Source organism: Arthrobacter sp. Hor0625 (assembly GCF_052567525.1).
In genome coordinates this window covers 3,173,064-3,188,909 of the sequence record NZ_CP199586.1, presented here as the reverse complement: position 1 = coordinate 3,188,909, position 15,846 = coordinate 3,173,064, and the positions used below count along the sequence as shown (strand labels likewise).

The window sequence follows — 15,846 nt, the reverse complement described above, 5'->3', positions numbered from 1 at the left end:
CGTCCGGCCCCTGTGCCGGCGCGCCGGCTGCCCCTAGATTAGCCGTGGGGGCAACGCCGGCGGAGAGGAAGATGACCATGCGGAGAACTGCTGGAGCCGCAACGCGGCTGGCCGGGGCGCTGGGCATTGTGCTCGGTACCAAGGAGATCCCGCTGCGGCTGCGGGCCTGGGACGGCTCGGAAGCCGGACCGGAGGGCGCCCCGCTGCTGGTGGTCCACTCGCGCCGGGCGCTGCGGCGGATCCTCTTCTCGCCCGGCCAGCTGGGCCTGAGCCGGGCGTACGTCGCCGGCGAGATTGAGGCGCCGGGCGACATCTTTGCCAGCTTCGGCGCCCTCAGTTCCGCGGGGAAGTTCGCCGAGCCCGGGCCGTTCCGCCGCCCCACGCTCCGGGAACTGGGCACGCTGGCCGCGGCCGCGGTGCGGCTCGGCGCGCTGGGGCCGAACCCGGCGCCGCCGCCCGAGGAAGCCCGCGTGGCGCGCAAGGGCCGCCGGCACTCCCGGAGACGCGACGCGGCCGCCATTTCGCACCACTACGACGTCGGCAACGATTTCTACGCCCTCATCCTGGGTCCGTCGCTGGTCTACTCCTGCGCGGTCTGGGACAGCCCGGACACCGGGCTGGACGCGGCGCAGGAGGCAAAGCTCGACCTGGTCTGCCGCAAGCTCGGGCTCCAAGCCGGGATGCGCGTCCTCGACGTCGGGTGCGGCTGGGGCAGCTTCGCCATCCACGCCGCCCGCCGCTACGGGGCGGACGTCGTCGGCGTCACCCTCTCCGCCGAGCAGGCGGAACTGGCCCGCAAACGGGTCGCGGAAGCGGGCCTGACGGACCGGATTGAGATCCGGGTCCAGGACTACCGCGACGTCGAGGACGGCCCGTACGACGCGATCAGTTCGATCGGCATGTCCGAACACGTCGGCCGCGACCAGATAGGCCGGTACGCGTCCCGGCTGCACGCGCTGCTGCGCCCCGGCGGCCGGCTCCTGAACCATGCCATCTCCTGGAACGCCGGCCCCGCCGCCTCTGACCCGGACTCCTTCATCCCGCGCTACGTCTTTCCCGACGGGGAAATGCTGAGCCTGGCCGAGATGGTCGGCGCCCTGGAGGGCGACGGCTTCGAAGTCCTCGACGTCGAGGCGCTGCGCCCGCACTACGCCCTGACCCTGCGGGCCTGGGTGGACAACCTGGAGCGCCACTGGAATGACGCGGTGCTGGCTAGCAGCCCGGGCCGGGCCCGGGTGTGGCGGCTCTACATGGCCGCCAGCGCACTGGGCTTCGAGGCCGGAACGACCGGCGTCAACCAGGTGCTGGTCCGGCGGGCCGGCGGTGCCGAGCCCCCGCTGCGGCGGACCGCCTGGCTCTGATGAACCCCGGGCCGGCAGCCGCCGTCGCGGAGGGACTCTCCGCGGCCGAGGCGTCGCAGCGGCTGGCAGCCGACGGCCCCAACGAGCTGCCGACCGCGAAACCGCGGAACCTGCTGCAGCAGACCTGGGCGGTGGTCCGCCAGCCCATGCTCCTGCTCCTGCTGGTCGCCGGAACCGTGAACTTCCTGCTGGCCGAGCTGCTCGACGGTGTGCTCCTGCTCTCCTTCGTCGTGGTTGTCATCGCTATCTCCATCTACCAGGAGCGCAAAACCGAGAACGCGCTGGCCGCGCTCCGGGACCTGTCCTCGCCGCGTGCCCTGGTGATCCGGGACGGGGAGCAGCTGCGCATCCCCGGCCGGGAGGTGGTGCGCGGGGACCTGGCCATGCTCGCCGAAGGGGACCGCGTGCCCGCCGACGCCGTGCTGTTCGACTCCCGGAACTTCACCGTGGACGAATCTGCCCTGACCGGGGAATCGGTCCCGGTGCGGAAGGCCGCGGACCCGGCGGCCGCCGCCGGACCAATGGGACGGCCCGGCGGGGACGCGACGCCCTGGGTCTTCTCGGGGACCCTGGTGGTCAAGGGCCACGGGCTGGCCCGGGTGACCGGCACCGGGCCGGGAACCGAACTGGGCCGGATCGGCTCCGCGCTGCGCTCCATCGAACAGGAACCCACCCCGCTGCAGCAAGAAGTCGACCGCCTGGTCCGTTACCTCGCCGCCTTCGGGCTGGCCGCCGCCGCCGTCGTCGCCGGAGTCTACGGACTTACCCGCGGCAACTGGCTGGAAGCGCTGCTGGCCGGCATCGCAACGGCGATGGCCATGCTGCCGGAGGAATTCCCGGTGGTGCTCACCGTGTTCCTGGCCCTCGGGGCCTGGCGGATGTCGCAGCAGCACGTGCTGACCCGGCGGTCGCCGGTGATCGAGGCCCTTGGCGCCGCCACCGTCATCTGCGTGGACAAGACCGGCACGCTGACCATGAACAGCATGAGCGTCAACGAATTCGTGGTGGGCGGCGAACGCTGCCTGGTCGATGACCGCCCGCTCCCCGCGGCGTTCCACACCATCGCCGAGTATGGGGTCCTGGCCTCCCCGGTGGACCCCTTCGACCCGATGGACAAGGCCTTCAAGGCCGTCGGCAACAAGTACCTCAGCGGCACCGGGCGGCTGCATGGGGACTGGGAGCTGGTCCGGGAATACCCGCTGTCCGAGAAACTGCTGGCGCTCTCGCACGTCTGGCACGCGCCCGGCGGGAGCCATTACGCGGTGGCGGCCAAGGGCGCCCCGGAAGCCATCGCCCGGCTCTGCCGCCTGGACGCGGACCAGCAGGCGGCGCTGCTGGCCGAGGTGGAGACCGCGACCGCCGGCGGCCAGCGGGTGCTGGCCGTCGCGCGCGCATCGTTCGACCGCGCCGGTGACCTCCCGGAGCTGCAGGCCGACTTCGAGTTCGAGTACCTGGGCCTGGTCGGCCTGCACGATCCGCTGCGGCCCGGGGTGGCCGCCGCGGTGGCCGCGTGCGCCCGCGCCGGGGTCCGCACGGTGATGATCACCGGCGACTATCCGGGGACCGCGCTGGCGATCGGCCGCGCGGTCGGCCTGGACCACGGCGCGGGCGTCATCACCGGCCCCGAGCTCGCGGCCATGCCCGACGACGAGTTGGCGCGGCGCATCCGCACCGTCAGCGTGTTCGCCCGGATGGTCCCGGAACAAAAACTGCGGATCATCCGCGCGCTGAAGGTCAACGGCGAGGTGGTCGGGATGACCGGTGACGGCGTCAACGACGCACCGGCCCTGCGCGCGGCGGACATCGGCATCGCGATGGGCGCCCGGGGCACCGACGTCGCCCGGGAATCCGCGGACCTGGTCCTCACGGACGACGACTTCAGCTCCATCGCCGGCGGCATCCGCCAGGGCCGCGGGATCTTCGACAACCTCCGCAAGGCGCTGGCCTACACGATCGCCGTGCACGTCCCGATTGTCGGCATGTCCCTGCTGCCGGTCTTCGTCAGCGACTGGCCGCTGGTCCTGCTGCCGGTGCAGATCGCTTTCCTTGAGCTCATCATCGACCCGGCCTGCTCGGTGGTGTTTGAAGCGGAAGAAATCGATCCGGCGATCATGGACCAGCCGCCGCGCCGGCCGGGCCAGGGCATTTTCGGGCGCCGGGTGCTGGCCATCGCCGCCTGCCAGGGGCTCTCCGTGCTGGCCGCCGTCGTCGGGGTCTACCTCTGGAGCCTCGGCAGCGGCACGCCGGACGACGTCGTGCGCTCGGTGTCCTTCGCGACCCTCGTGGTCGGCAACCTGTGCCTGATCCTGGTCAACCGGTCCTGGCGGCTGCCGGTCTGGCGGACCTTCCGCGAGCGCCGCAACCGGACGCTGAAGTGGGTGGTCGGGGGCGCGGCCCTGTTCCTCGTGGTGCTGCTGAACGTTCCGGGCCTGCGGGGCGCGTTCAATCTGGGGCCGCTGGCGCCGGCCGATTGGCTCCTGGCGGTGCTCGCGGGCGCGGCCGGGGTGGCCTGGTTCGAAATCTACAAATCCGTCCGCCGCCCCTGAGGCGTCCTTTCCTTGGGCAGCGTCCGGGGGTAGCTTGATCCTCATGGCTCGCGAAGAAACCATGGTCGCCGTCGAGGGACCGGATGGCGGCAGGGAAGTCAGGGTCTCCAGTCCCAGCAGGCTGCTGTGGCCCGAGGCGGGTCTGAGCAAGCTGGACCTCGCCCACTACATGGTGGCCGTCGGGGATGCGTTCCTGGCGGCCAACGGCGGCCGTCCGGTCACGCTGCAGCGCTTTTCCGGGAACGTCGACGGCGAGCAGTTCTTCTCGAAGAACCCGCCCAAGGGTGCCCCGGATTACGTGCGGGCCGTGGACGTGGTCTACCCGAGCGGCCGGTCCCACCCCCAGCTGGTGATCGACGAGGTCGCGGCCGCGGTGTGGGCGGTACAGATGAACACGGTGGTCTTCCACCCCTGGGCGTCCCGGGCCGCGGACCCGGACAACCCCGACCAGCTGCGGATCGACCTCGACCCGCAACCGGGTACCGGCTTCAAGGACGCGGTGCCCGCCGCCCACGAGCTGCGCGCGGTCCTGGCCGAGGCGGGTCTGACCGCCTTCATCAAGACCTCCGGCAACCGCGGCCTGCACGTCTTCGCCCCGATCGAACCCCGCCACGAGTTCCTGGACGTGCGCCACGCCGTCATCGCCGCCGCCCGCGAACTCGAACGCCGGATGCCGGAGCAGGTCACCACCGCCTGGTGGAAGGAGGAACGCGGCGCCCGGGTCTTCGTCGACTTCAACCAGGCCAACCGCGACCGCACCATGGCGGGCGCCTACAGCCCGCGCGCGCTGCCCGCCGCGACGGTCTCCTGCCCGCTGGCATGGGAGGAGCTGGATTCAGCGGACCCCAAGGACTTCACCGTCGCGACCGTTCCGGGCCGGCTGCAGTCCGTGGGGGACCCGTGGGCCGGGATGCACGACCGGCCAGGCTCCATCGAGGCCCTGCTGGGCTGGTGGGAGCGGGACCTGGCCGAGGGCCTGGGCGAGCTGCCCTTCCCGCCGGACTTCCCGAAGATGCCCGGTGAACCGCCGCGGGTCCAGCCCAGCCGGGCCAAGGCAGCCGACTAGCTGCACCTCCCCGGCTCACTTGACCGTCAGGGTCCCATGCATGGAGGGATGGAAGGTGCAGTGGAACGTGTAGGTGCCCGCTGTGGCGGGCGCCGTGAAGCTGGCCGTCCCGCCGCCCTGGACGTCGACGTTGAACGCTGCACCGTCGTCGGCGGTGACGGTGTGCTCCGCGCCGTCGGCATTGGTTACCGTCACCGTGGCGCCAGGACGCACTTCCAGCGGCGGCCCGAAGGTGAAGTCCCGGATCGTAATGGCGGCGGCTGCAGGGACCGCGCTGGAGGCGCCGGTGCTGCCGGAGGCCGGTGTGGAGGTTCCATTGCTCATCTGCATCGGGCCGCCCGCGGGGGTGCTGGCGGTGGTTCCCGCCGGTGCACTCGCCGGGGGTGATGTGGCGGGCGGGGCCGTAGCGCTGCCGCCGCATCCGGCGGCGCCGAGCAGGACCGCCGCCAGCAGCAGCGATACCCGTGTCTGGCCAGTGTTCATGGCGCACCCCGATCTTCCCTCGCGTAGCAATGGGACCCCTGCTCTTAATTCTGCTCCCTTCCGCGGGTAAAGGCGCCGGTCAGCCTGGCCCGATTGTGGATAGCCCGCGTCCTTCGTGCCGCGGCCGGCGCGCGCGCTCGTGTCCGGTGTGGCAGTCTGGAACTGTCCGCGTCCTTCCCCCTCCTGGAGTTCCGACCATGACCGTGCCCGCACTGGTGGCAGCAGCCTCCGCGACGCAGGACCTCACCGGAATCGTGGGGGTCGCCGCCCGCTCCATTGACGCGCTGGGCGAATGGGGCGTCGGGCTGTTTACGCTCGCTGAGACCGTCTTCCCGCCGATCCCGAGCGAGGTGATCCTGCCGCTGGCCGGTTTCCTGACCCGGCAGGGCACCATGAGCCTGGTGCTGGTTTTCCTCACCAGCACCCTCGGTGCCTACCTTGGTGCGCTGCTGCTGTACTGGCTGGGTGCCCGGCTGGGGCTCGAACGGTCGATCCGCTGGCTCTCGAAGCTGCCGCTGGTGGACCGGGAGGACTTCGAGAAGGCGGCCCACTGGTTCGACCGCCACGGGAGGCCTGCCGTGTTCTTCGGGCGGCTGATCCCGGGGGTGCGGAGCCTCATCAGCCTGCCTGCTGGCGCGCAGAACATGAACCTGCTCAGTTTCACCGTTTTTACGCTGGCCGGCAGCGGGCTGTGGAACGGTCTCCTGATTGGCCTGGGCGCTGCGCTCGGGTCACAGTACGAGTTGATCGACCAGTATTCCCGCTACCTGAACTACGCCGTCTACGGGGCGCTGGCCGCGGTGCTGATCTGGTTCGTGGTCCGGGCGGTCCGCCGCAGCAAGGCGCGCAGCGGCGGAGCGCCGTAACCCGGACGTTGCGTAAACCGGCCGGCTACCTGTCTGCGGGAATGACTACCTGCTTTTCCACCCGGACGCTCACTCCAGGCGACGGGCGCCGGTACGCGGCTCACCGGCTCCTGCGGATGCGTGCCGGCGGCCGCCTACCTGCCCGCATCCACCCGCCCGTTGCGTACCGTCTGTCGGGGCTGCGCCGGCGCCGCAGCGTCGGGTGCCGCGGCCCCGCAGCTGCCGCGCAGGTACGCCGTTACGCAGCCTTGACCACCGGCAGTTCGTCCCAGTGCGTCGTGTAGCGCGGAGAGAGCATGTCGCGCTTCATTGTCCAGTCCGGTCCGCCCCGGATGCCGGCGTGGCCCAGTCCGATGGAACCCCGGCCGTACCTGCGGCTGACCTCCTCCAGCAGCGGGCCGATGCCGTACTTCTCATGCGGGTTCTCGAAGACGGCCAGCGGGGCCTGGGCCGCGGTCGGGCGCAGGTCGGTGACCATGATGCCGGCCCGGGCGTACCGGGCATCGTCGACGATCCGGGGGAGCAGGGCATAGGCCGCCCTTGCCAGCAGCACCGGGTCCGCGGTGGGCATGGGCAGCGGGACGCAGACCGAGGGATACGAACTGTCCCGCGCGTTGTAGTGGGATGTGGCAGCAAAGGCGGTCAGGACCTTGGACTGCAGGCCGTGCCGCGCCAGCCTGGCGCTGGCCTGCTGGGCGTAGATGCCGAGAACCTGGCGCATTCCCGCGGCGGTGCTGATCGGGGTGGCGAACGAACGGCTGAAGATCAACTGGTCCCGGCCGATGCGCTCCTCCTCCAGTGGGATGCACGGCGTCCCGCGCAGTTCCAGGACGGTGCGCATCAGCACCACCGAGAAGCGGTCCCTGATCATGACCGGGTCCGCCCTGGCAAGGTCAAGCACGGAATGGATTCCCAGCCCGTTCAGCCGCCTGGTCAGGCGCGTCGACACACCCCAGAGTTCGATCACGGACAGGCCGGCCATGAGCTGCTCCTGCCGCGCGGCCGGGACCGAATTCCAGTGGCAGACGCCGTTGAATCCAGGGTTGTGCTTGGCCCACTTGTTGGCCAGCTTGGCCAGGGTCTTGGTGCCGGCGATGCCCACGCAGACCGGGACGCCTACGTTGCGCCGGACCGCCGTCTTCATGGCGTGCCCTAGCCGCAGCAGCTCTTCCGGGCTTCCGCGCACTCCCAGGAAGGCTTCGTCAATGCTGTAGACCTCCAGCCACGCCGAGTACCGGCCCAGGAGTTCCATCACCCGGGCGCTGATGTCCCCGTAGAGCTCGTAGTTGCTGGACTTGGCGACCAGGCCCCACTCCCTGGCCCGCGGCGCCAGCTTGAACCAAGGTTCGCCGAGGGGGATGCCGAGGGCCTTCGCCTCGGGCGAGCGGGTCACCGCGCAGCCGTCGTTGTTGGAGAGGACCACCACGGGCCGGCCCTCCAGTGACGGGTCGAACGCGCGTTCGGCGCTGGCGTAGAAGCAGTTCACGTCCACGAGGGCGATACTGGCGCCCGGTCGGGTTTCAGGCATGACGCTCACACACCACGCTTAGACGTGGTGCAGGCACCGGGTGGCGACGCCCCAGATGACGAGGTTGGAAAGAGCGGGGACACGGATGTCCGGATACCGCGGGTTGTCCGCCTGGAGCACCACCCCGGACGGAGTGACGCGCAGGCGCTTGACGGTGAGTTCGCCGTCGAGCACGGCCACGACGACGCAGCCGTCGCGCGGCTCCAGCGCCCGGTTGACGATGAGCTCGTCACCGTCGCTGATGCCGGCGCCCTCCATCGAGTCTCCCGAGACCCTGACCACGTACGTGCTGGTGATGTCCTTGATCAGGTGCTCGTTGAGGTCAATGCGCCCGTCAAAGTAGTCCTGCGCGGGCGAGGGATAGCCGGCAGCCACCGCCACCGGCGAGATGAGTACCGACAGGAGGGAAACGCCCGCATCTATCACGCGGGGCCCGACAACAACGCCCACAACACACCCTTTTTCGAATATATGTTCGAATCCAAGTGTAGTCCCGCGGGCGGACATTTAACCCCGGCGGAGGGGCATTCCCTCGGACCGGTAGCTGCTCCGTGGGTTGCCGGCACCCCGTTCCGGCCACCGCCACGGCGGCCGGCACCGCGGTACGGTGTGGTTGAATCGGATCCAATCGCCCGACAAGGGGGCGCTGTCTGCACTTGTTCTTGGGGGAACGTGAAAATGAAAACCAGCAACTACGACGAATTTGCCGAGAGCTACTCGGCCGAGAACGAGTCCAGCCTCCTCAACGCGTTTTACGAACGGCCGGCGATGATCGCGCTCGCCGGCGACGTGGCGGGTCGCCGGATCCTCGACGCCGGGTGCGGCTCCGGGCCGTTGACCGCGGCGCTGGGCGCAGGAGGCGCCGTGATGACCGGCTTCGATTCCAGTCCCGCCATGCTTGAACTGGCGAGACGGCGGCTGGGAGCGGCCGCAGACCTGCACCTGGCCGACCTCGGCAAACCGCTGCCTTTTGCCGATGGCTCCTTCGACGACGTGGTTGCGTCCCTGGTCCTGCACTATCTGGAGGACTGGTCGGCCCCACTTGCCGAGCTGCGCCGGGTGTTGAAGCCGGGTGGCCGCCTGATCCTGTCGGTCAACCACCCGACGGTCAGCTTGCTCAACTACCCAACCGAGGACTACTTCGCTGTCCGGCAGTATTCGGAGGATTACGAGTTCGACGGCGAGCCGGCGGTCCTGACCTTCTGGCATCGGCCGCTTCACGCGATGATGAACGCCTTCACTGCCGCGGGATACCGCATAGCCACGGTGAGCGAACCGGCACCATCTCCGGAAACGCCGCCTGAACTCCTGCCGCCCCGCATCCTGAACGGAGAGAGGACAGCGTTCCTGTCCTTCATCTTTTTCGTCCTCGAAGCCGGCTGAGGGGCCCGACGGATCCGCGCCGATCCGAACAATAGGGGCGGGGTGTGGCGGCATGTACCCGCCCGCCGGGCTGGCCGGTTTACTCGAACCGGGACGGGTCTCCCATGCCGTGGCGCGTTACCTCGGCGACGCCGCTGGAGAAGTCGATGACCGTCGTCGGCTCGGCCCCGCAGTCGCCGGAATCAATCACGGCGTCGACCACGTGGTCCAGCCGCTCCTTGATCTCCCAGCCCTGGGTCATGGGCTCGTCCTCATCCGGCAGCAGCAGGGTGCTGGAGAGCAGCGGTTCGCCGAGTTCGGCCAGCAGCGCCTGGACGACCTTGTGGTCCGGGATGCGCACGCCGACGGTCTTCTTCTTCGGGTGCAGCAGCCGCTTCGGCACCTCCTTGGTGGCGGGCAGGATGAAGGTGTAGCTGCCCGGCGTGACCGCCTTGATGCTGCGGAAGACATCGTTGTCGATCTGGACGAACTGGCCCAGCTGGGCGAAGTCCTTGCAGACCAGCGTGAAGTGGTGCTTGTCGTCCAGGTGCCGGATGGCCCGGATCCGGTCCAAAGCGTCCCGGTTGCCCAGCTGTGCGCCCAGGGCGTAGCAGGAGTCCGGCGGGTAGGCGATCAGGCCGCCGGATTTCAGCAGGTCCACCACCTGAGTGATGGCACGGGGCTGCGGGTTATCGGGATGCACATCGAAGAATCTCGCCATGGCATGAGCTTACGCCCGGCGCCGGCCGGCGGGGCCCAACGGGGGAGTTGCGGACAGCGACTGCCTGCCGACGGCCGGTGTCCGGGCCGTGCCCTAGACCTGCTGCTGCTCGCGGTCCTGCTCGTCGTGGTGGATTCGTGCCTCCAGCCGGCGCAACGGCTGGCCGCTGCCCTTCCACTGCTTGGCGATGATTTCCGCGGCGATGGACACCGCCGTCTCCTCGGGCGTGCGGGCGCCGAGGTCCAGGCCGACAGGGCTGTGCAGTCGGGCGAGCTCGGTCCCGCCCAGTCCCGCCTCGCGCAACCGCCGGATCCGGTCCTCATGGGTACGGCGGGAGCCCATGGCCCCGACGAACGCCACCGGCCGGCCGCGGAGGGCCACCTCCAGCAACGGAATGTCGAACTTCGGGTCGTGGGTCAGTACACAGATGACCGTCCGCTCATCCACCAGTCCCTGCTCCTGCTGCCCGGCGAGGTAGCGGTGCGGCCACTCCTTGACCACCTCGGCGGCGTCGGGGAACCTGGCCGGCGTGGCGAAGACGGCGCGGGCGTCGCAGACCGTCACCCGGTAGCCCAGGAACGACCCGAGCCTCGCCAGCGCCGAAGCAAAGTCGATCGCGCCGAAGACCAGCATCCGCGGCGGCGGGGCGTAGCTGGTGAAGAAGACCCGCATCCCGCTGTCGAGGCGCTCGCCGTCGGGCCCGTAGCTGAGGATGCCCGTCCGGCCCGCGGCCAGGTAGCCCTGGGTGTCGTCGCCGACGGCGCTGTTGGCCCGTTCGGAGCCAAGGTCCCCGTCGACGCGGTCCGGGCGCACCACCAGGTGCCGCCCCAGCCAGGCGCTGTCCGGGTGCTCGATCACGGTGGCCACCCCGACCCGCTTTTCGTCCGCGATGTCCTGCCGGACGCCGTCGAGCTCCGCGAAGCGCTGCCGGGAGACCGGTTCGACGAAGATGTCGATGATGCCTCCGCAGGTCAGGCCGACGGCGAACGCATCGTCATCGCTGATGCCGTACCGCACGAGCTCCGGGACGCCGCTGTCCCTGACCTCGCTGGCCAGTTCGTAGACGGCGCCCTCGACACAGCCGCCGGACACCGACCCCACCGCCTCGCCCGCCGCCGTGACCAGCATGGACGCCCCCGGGAGGCGGGGAGCGGATTTGAACGTGCGCACCACAGTGGCCAGGCCGGCGGTCCTGCCCTCCCGCCAGTCCGGCATGATGGCTGCCAGGACGTCCCGCATCGGCGCTCCCTAGAGCCGTCCGCAGAGCCGGAGCATGCGGAATGCCGACCGCCGTCCGCCCCAGTAGGCCACGCAGGCGACAGCGGCCACCAGGCCCAGGACCTTGGCGGGGTTGCTGAGCTGATCGGCGGCAATGCCTTTGGCGAGGCTGAAGGCGTCCAGGCTGGCGCCCGCCGGAGTCATGGCGCCGCCGGGGAGAGCGCCGGGCGACGGCGCAGTGCCGGCTGCGGGCGCCCCACCGGCCGTCGGCGTGGTCGACGCCGGCACGGGCCCCGCGGGTACCGCCGCCGCGGGCGCCCCGGGCCCCGTCCCCGGCCCTGTTGCGGGCAGGGGTGCCGCCGGCGCGGCTTCCGGCGCCGGCGCAGCTGCCGGGGCCGCTGGGGGAGCTCCCGCCGTCCCGGCCCCGGGGGCGGCTGCTCCGGGTTCGGCCAGCATGGCCTGCAGGTTGGCGGCGAACAGCCCCATCATCTGCTCGGTGACGCTGCCGATGACACTCTTGCCCATGGCTGCCGCCTTGCCGGACAGCGAGAGATCCGCGCTGACGGTACCGCGCGTCGTCGTGCCCTCTTCCGTCAGCGCCAGGGTCACCGTCGCCTCCGCCGTGCCCTGGCCCCGGGTCTCCTGCGCCTTGCCCCCGAGCACGGCCCGGTGCTCGGCGGCGTTGCGCTCCAGGACGTTGAGCAGCCCCTTGTACTGCATGTTCACCGGGCCGAGCTTGACCGTCATGCCGACCTGGTAAGCGTCGTCGGAAAGTTTGTTGAGGATTCGGGCGCCCGGCAGGCAGCCGGCCACCCGTTCGAAATCCATCAGGGTGTCCCAGACCTTGCCGATCGGTGCGACCACCGAAAAACTGCTGTCAATCTGCATCAGCTGCTCCCTTGCCTTGCGATCCTGTCACTTCCCACGGTGGGTCTCTCCGGGGCGTCCCGGCCGTCGTCGCGGATGGCCGCCGCGACCTCTGCCAGCGCCGAGTAGCTGTGCCCGCTGACGAACGCGTCGCAGTACGGCAGGGCCGCCGCGATGCCTCCGACCAGGGGCCGGTAGCCCGGCGCGGCCTTGCGCGGGTTCACCCAGACCACCCGGTGCGCGAGCCGGCGTAGCCGGGCCATCTGGGCCGCCACCTGCTCCGGGTCCTCCTGGGCCCAGCCGTCGGAAAAGACGACCACCACGGCTCCCCGGGCGAGCCCGCGGCGGCCGTGTTCATCCAGGAAGCGGCGCAGGTTCCCGGCGATCCTGGTGCCGCTGGCCCAGTCCGGGGCGGTGGCCGCGGCCCGGGCCAGCGCCAGGTCGGTATTGCGCTGGGCCAGCTGGCGGGTCAGGCGCGTCAACCGGGTCGAGAAGACGAAGGCCTCCGCGCCCGCGGAGGCGACGGCGCCCTGCAGCAGCGACAGGAAGACCCTTGAATACGGTTCCATCGACCCGGACACGTCGCAGAGCAGCACCAGCCCGCGCTTTTGCTGGAGGCGCCGGGCGTACAGGAGTTTCGGCGCGTCGGAGCCGGACCGGCGGGCTGCGCGCACGGTGGCCCGGATATCCAGCCGCGCACCGCTGTGCGGCGAGGTGCGGGTCCGCCGGCTCAGGCGGACCGGGGTGGCCAGCCGGATCCGGGCCGCCAGCCGGCGGACCTCCGCGGCTTCGGATTCGGAGAGTTCCGCGAAGTTCATGCCGTGCAGGTGTTCCTCGGGGGAGGCCATCGCCAGGACGGCCTCGCGCTCCGGTCCGGGGCTCCCGGCGTCGTCCCGGCCGGCGACCACCGCGGGATGGTGCGGCGCGCCGGCGCGGCCCGGTTCGGTGGGGCGGCCGGGGCCAGCGGCGGGCCGGGTGCGGGACGAGTCCGCGGGCGGCGGCGGGGCCGGGACCGGTACGGGGTCTCCGGGCCGGCGGGAGAGTGCGGCGGCCGGATCGAAACCGCCACGGAAGACGGCGTCGAACACGGCGTCGAACACCGGCAGCTGCCCCTGGCCGGAAACCAGCACCACCCGTAACGTCCAGTAGAGCCGTTCCAGGTCCGTCGGCGGCGCCAGCCGCAGGGCAGCGGCGAGCCGCGCAGCACGGTCCGGTGAACAGGTCGCGCCCGCGCCGCGCAGGGCGGTGATGAAGGCCGCCGCGAGCGAGGCAGCTTCCACGACCGGCGGAGCTGCCTCAGCGTTGCCGGGAGCCGGGGCCGCCGGCGTCGGATCAGTCATTGGGCCCGCCCACCAGCCACGCCGCGCCGCGGGAACCCAACAGTTCCAGGTCGTCGCGGTTCTTCACGATCGAACCCCAGGTCTGCTCGGCCGTGGCGGCGTCGATCCGCTCGATACCCAGCACCGCCAGCGCCGAAACCCAGTCGATCGCCTCGGCGATCCCGGGCGGCTTGGCCAGGTCCAGGGTCCGCAGCCGGGTGATGGCTGCGGCGGCCTGCAGGGCCAGCGGGCCGCTGCTCTCCGGCACCCGGCGGCGCACGATCTCGGCGATCCGGTCGGGCCCCGGGTAGTCGATCCAGTGGTACAGGCAGCGGCGGGTCAGCGCATCGTGCAGGTCCCGGGTGCGGTTGGAGGTCAGCACGACGATGGGCGGATGCCTGGCCCGGATGGTACCCAGTTCCGGGATGGTGACGGCGGACTCCGCGAGCAGTTCGAAGGTGAAGGCTTCGAACTCGGCATCGGCCCGGTCGATCTCGTCCAGCAGGAGCACGGCCGGCCGCGGCCCCGGGTGTTCGATCGCCTGCAGCAGCGGCCGGCGGAGCAGGTACTGGGGGCCGAAGAGTTCACTTTCGGTGACCTCGGCGTCCCGCGCCTCGGCCAGCCGGATGCCCAGCAGCTGGCGCTGGTGGTTCCATTCGTAGAGCGCCTCGGACGCGTCGATGCCCTCGTAGCACTGCAGCCGGTACAGCGGGGTGTCCAGCAGCCGGGCCAGCGTCTTCGCGGCCTCGGTCTTGCCCACCCCGGCCTCGCCCTCAAGCAGGATGGGCTGGGGCAGCCGCACGGCCAGGAACAGGGCGGTGGCGAGCCCGGTATCGGCCAGGTAGTCCTGCTGGTCCAAGGCAGCCGTCAGCGAAGCGACGTCGGGGATCCGCCGCCGCACCTCGTCCTCCGCCCCGGACCGGGCCGCCGTGGTCACCCGGTCCCCTGCAGCTCGGCCAGCACCCGCCGGTAGTCCTCCTCGGTGTCGACGTCGAGGGGGACGGGCCCCGGCGTCGGGACCTCGACGACGTCGTCCGCGTGCTGCTCCAGCAGTTTCCACACGGCCTTGTCGCCGTGCAGTGACGCCAGTTCCGGCAGCAGCCGGCGGCTGAACGCGAGGGGATGGCCGACGCCGTCGTCGTAACGGCACACCGCGGCCGCGGCACCATCATCCCCGGCCAGGGCCTGCAGCAGCGGGGCCACGCTTTCGGCGCGGACGCCGGGCTGGTCGCCCAACAGCAGCACCACGGCCCCGGCGTCCGGCCGCAGCAGCCGCAGCGCGGCCGCGATCGACGATGAACACCCCTGCCCGTAGTCCGGGTTCAGCGCCACCTCGCAGCCCGCGGTGTCCACCGTGCCGAGGACCTGTTCGGCGGATCCGCCCAGCGCCAGCAGGGTCTGGGCAAACCCGCAGCGCCGGGCCGTGGCGAGGACGGCGTCCAGCAGGACTCCGCCTCCGTACGGCAGCAGCTGCTTGGGCCGGCCCAGCCGCGAGGAGGAGCCGGCCGCCAGGATGATGCCCGCCGTGCCCGGCGGCAGGAGGGAATCAGATGCTGAGGGCATAGCGCTCCGGATCCTTGCGGAAGGCGGCCCGGCAGCCGGGGGAGCAGAAGTAGACGGTGGTGCCGTTGTGCTCGAGCTGCAGGGAGGACTTGACCGCCGGGACGGACATGCCGCACACCGGGTCCACCGCCGTTGCCGGCTGCGGGACAGACGGTGCCGGAACCCCGCCGCCCTGCACGCCGGCCTGGGCATCGGCCTGGGCAGCGTTCTGGGCGTGGGCACGGGCCGCGGCCCGTTCCTGGACCAGCTGGGCGAGGATGGACAGGGCGATCTCGCCGGGGGTACGGGCGCCGAGCTGCAGGCCCGCCGGGGTGTACACCCGCGAGCGCAGCACGTCGTCGACGTCGAGGGACTCCAGCACGGCGGCGCCGCGGGTCTCGCTGGCGACCAGGGCGACGTAGGGCACCCCGGCGCGCAGCGCCGCTTCGAGCGCGCCCTCCTCGGCCTTGCCGTGGGAGGCGACGATCAGGGCGGCATCGTCCGGCCCGGGATCGGCGGCGTCCCCGTCGGCGAGCTCGACGTCGAACCCGGCCCCGACGCCCAGCACCGCGAGCGCCTGCGCCACCGGCGTCGAGCCCACCACCACGACCCGCGGCGCGGGCAGGCGCGGCTGCAGGAAGATCTCGATCGCGCCGCCGCTCAGGCACGGATTGGAGACCTCGACGGCGCCCTCCTCGGCGCGCCGGGACGGTTCCCCCGGGAGCACGCGCAGCAGCAGGGGTTCTCCGGAGGCGAGGACCTGCAGGCTGTAGTCCCGGACCGAGGACTCCACGCAGTTCCCGCCCACGAAGCCCTGGATCTCCCCGCCCGGCAGCACCAGGGCGGTGTCCCCGGCGCGGGCGCTGGTGGGATGCGCGGCGCGGACCACGGTGGCCTGGACAAACGGTTCCCGGCGGGCGGCGAGCTCACCGGCGCGGGCGGCGAGCGAGTCTGCGGCGGTGGCCAT

Annotated in this window: 15 protein-coding genes; 5 read left to right on the top strand and 10 right to left on the bottom strand. The window is 71.4% G+C overall.

Annotation, left to right across the window (positions count from 1 at the left end; all coding sequences use genetic code 11):
- The first annotated feature begins 77 nt into the window (after nt 1-77).
- From ACTWLI_RS14615 to ligD, 3 genes are read left to right on the top strand one after another with little or no spacing between them, the layout of a single operon-like run.
- A complete protein-coding gene (locus ACTWLI_RS14615; protein WP_445154494.1) occupies nt 78-1,361 on the top strand; it encodes a class I SAM-dependent methyltransferase in 1,284 nt (427 codons plus the stop codon).
- Nucleotides 1,361-3,907, top strand: coding sequence for a cation-translocating P-type ATPase (locus ACTWLI_RS14610; RefSeq protein WP_445154493.1), 2,547 nt, complete (start codon nt 1,361-1,363; stop codon nt 3,905-3,907). The genes ACTWLI_RS14615 and ACTWLI_RS14610 overlap by 1 nt, the downstream gene beginning before the upstream one ends.
- A gap of 43 nt (nt 3,908-3,950) precedes the next feature.
- The gene (gene ligD, locus ACTWLI_RS14605; RefSeq protein ID WP_445154492.1) at nt 3,951-4,973 is read left to right on the top strand and encodes a non-homologous end-joining DNA ligase; all 1,023 of its coding nucleotides are present in this window, start codon (nt 3,951-3,953) and stop codon (nt 4,971-4,973) included.
- Nucleotides 4,974-4,988: 15 nt separating this feature from the next.
- Here the strand turns inward: ligD and ACTWLI_RS14600 are convergent, their stop codons facing one another.
- Entirely contained in the window at nt 4,989-5,456 is a 468-nt protein-coding gene (locus ACTWLI_RS14600) for a cupredoxin domain-containing protein (protein ID WP_445154491.1), read from the bottom strand.
- A gap of 197 nt (nt 5,457-5,653) precedes the next feature.
- On the opposite strand from ACTWLI_RS14600, the gene ACTWLI_RS14595 reads away from it, so the two are divergent.
- On the top strand, nt 5,654-6,322 hold the full coding sequence (locus ACTWLI_RS14595; protein WP_445154490.1) for a DedA family protein: 669 nt from the start codon (nt 5,654-5,656) through the stop codon (nt 6,320-6,322).
- 238 nt (nt 6,323-6,560) lie between these two features.
- Here the strand turns inward: ACTWLI_RS14595 and ACTWLI_RS14590 are convergent, their stop codons facing one another.
- Together ACTWLI_RS14590 and ACTWLI_RS14585 are read right to left on the bottom strand one after the other, a co-directional pair.
- Nucleotides 6,561-7,850 carry a Y-family DNA polymerase gene (locus ACTWLI_RS14590; protein ID WP_445154489.1) on the bottom strand — a complete coding sequence of 430 codons (1,290 nt, stop codon included), beginning with the start codon at nt 7,848-7,850 and terminating at the stop codon, nt 6,561-6,563.
- A gap of 18 nt (nt 7,851-7,868) precedes the next feature.
- Complete coding sequence (locus ACTWLI_RS14585) at nt 7,869-8,300, bottom strand: LexA family protein (protein ID WP_445154488.1); 432 nt, start codon at nt 8,298-8,300, stop codon at nt 7,869-7,871.
- A 228-nt stretch (nt 8,301-8,528) separates the two neighbouring features.
- On the opposite strand from ACTWLI_RS14585, the gene ACTWLI_RS14580 reads away from it, so the two are divergent.
- A complete protein-coding gene (locus ACTWLI_RS14580; RefSeq protein WP_445154487.1) occupies nt 8,529-9,233 on the top strand; it encodes a class I SAM-dependent methyltransferase in 705 nt (234 codons plus the stop codon).
- A 79-nt stretch (nt 9,234-9,312) separates the two neighbouring features.
- Here ACTWLI_RS14580 and ACTWLI_RS14575 read toward each other — a convergent pair whose 3' ends face one another.
- From ACTWLI_RS14575 to ACTWLI_RS14545, 7 genes are all read right to left on the bottom strand, one after another.
- Nucleotides 9,313-9,933 carry an L-threonylcarbamoyladenylate synthase gene (locus tag ACTWLI_RS14575; RefSeq protein WP_445154486.1) on the bottom strand — a complete coding sequence of 207 codons (621 nt, stop codon included), beginning with the start codon at nt 9,931-9,933 and terminating at the stop codon, nt 9,313-9,315.
- Between the two features lie 93 nt (nt 9,934-10,026).
- Nucleotides 10,027-11,172: an XdhC family protein gene (locus ACTWLI_RS14570; RefSeq protein WP_445154485.1), complete on the bottom strand. Its 1,146-nt coding sequence runs from the start codon at nt 11,170-11,172 to the stop codon at nt 10,027-10,029.
- Between the two features lie 9 nt (nt 11,173-11,181).
- Nucleotides 11,182-12,039: an SRPBCC family protein gene (locus tag ACTWLI_RS14565; protein WP_445154484.1), complete on the bottom strand. Its 858-nt coding sequence runs from the start codon at nt 12,037-12,039 to the stop codon at nt 11,182-11,184.
- Entirely contained in the window at nt 12,039-13,358 is a 1,320-nt protein-coding gene (locus ACTWLI_RS14560; protein WP_445154483.1) for a vWA domain-containing protein, read from the bottom strand. The genes ACTWLI_RS14565 and ACTWLI_RS14560 overlap by 1 nt, the downstream gene beginning before the upstream one ends.
- A complete protein-coding gene (locus ACTWLI_RS14555) occupies nt 13,351-14,274 on the bottom strand; it encodes an AAA family ATPase (protein ID WP_445154482.1) in 924 nt (307 codons plus the stop codon). The genes ACTWLI_RS14560 and ACTWLI_RS14555 overlap by 8 nt, the downstream gene beginning before the upstream one ends.
- A complete protein-coding gene (locus ACTWLI_RS14550) occupies nt 14,271-14,900 on the bottom strand; it encodes a nucleotidyltransferase family protein (RefSeq protein ID WP_445154481.1) in 630 nt (209 codons plus the stop codon). Before ACTWLI_RS14550 ends, ACTWLI_RS14555 begins: the two co-directional genes overlap by 4 nt.
- Entirely contained in the window at nt 14,884-15,846 is a 963-nt protein-coding gene (locus tag ACTWLI_RS14545; RefSeq protein WP_445154480.1) for an XdhC family protein, read from the bottom strand. The genes ACTWLI_RS14550 and ACTWLI_RS14545 overlap by 17 nt, the downstream gene beginning before the upstream one ends.

Excerpts from the sequence above, each read along its gene's own strand:
- ACTWLI_RS14615 (WP_445154494.1), top strand. The coding sequence starts at position 78 with ATGCGGAGAACTGCTGGAGCCGCAACGCGGCTGGCCGGGGCGCTGGGC.
- ACTWLI_RS14570 (WP_445154485.1), bottom strand. The coding sequence starts at position 11,172 with ATGCGGGACGTCCTGGCAGCCATCATGCCGGACTGGCGGGAGGGCAGG.
- ACTWLI_RS14560 (WP_445154483.1), bottom strand. The coding sequence starts at position 13,358 with ATGACTGATCCGACGCCGGCGGCCCCGGCTCCCGGCAACGCTGAGGCA.
- ACTWLI_RS14590 (WP_445154489.1), bottom strand. The coding sequence starts at position 7,850 with ATGCCTGAAACCCGACCGGGCGCCAGTATCGCCCTCGTGGACGTGAAC.
- ACTWLI_RS14545 (WP_445154480.1), bottom strand. The coding sequence starts at position 15,846 with ATGGCCACCGCCGCAGACTCGCTCGCCGCCCGCGCCGGTGAGCTCGCC.
- ligD (WP_445154492.1), top strand. The coding sequence starts at position 3,951 with ATGGCTCGCGAAGAAACCATGGTCGCCGTCGAGGGACCGGATGGCGGC.
- ACTWLI_RS14595 (WP_445154490.1), top strand. The coding sequence starts at position 5,654 with ATGACCGTGCCCGCACTGGTGGCAGCAGCCTCCGCGACGCAGGACCTC.
- ACTWLI_RS14550 (WP_445154481.1), bottom strand. The coding sequence starts at position 14,900 with ATGCCCTCAGCATCTGATTCCCTCCTGCCGCCGGGCACGGCGGGCATC.
- ACTWLI_RS14580 (WP_445154487.1), top strand. The coding sequence starts at position 8,529 with ATGAAAACCAGCAACTACGACGAATTTGCCGAGAGCTACTCGGCCGAG.
- ACTWLI_RS14565 (WP_445154484.1), bottom strand. The coding sequence starts at position 12,039 with ATGCAGATTGACAGCAGTTTTTCGGTGGTCGCACCGATCGGCAAGGTC.
- ACTWLI_RS14600 (WP_445154491.1), bottom strand. The coding sequence starts at position 5,456 with ATGAACACTGGCCAGACACGGGTATCGCTGCTGCTGGCGGCGGTCCTG.
- ACTWLI_RS14610 (WP_445154493.1), top strand. The coding sequence starts at position 1,361 with ATGAACCCCGGGCCGGCAGCCGCCGTCGCGGAGGGACTCTCCGCGGCC.
- ACTWLI_RS14575 (WP_445154486.1), bottom strand. The coding sequence starts at position 9,933 with ATGGCGAGATTCTTCGATGTGCATCCCGATAACCCGCAGCCCCGTGCC.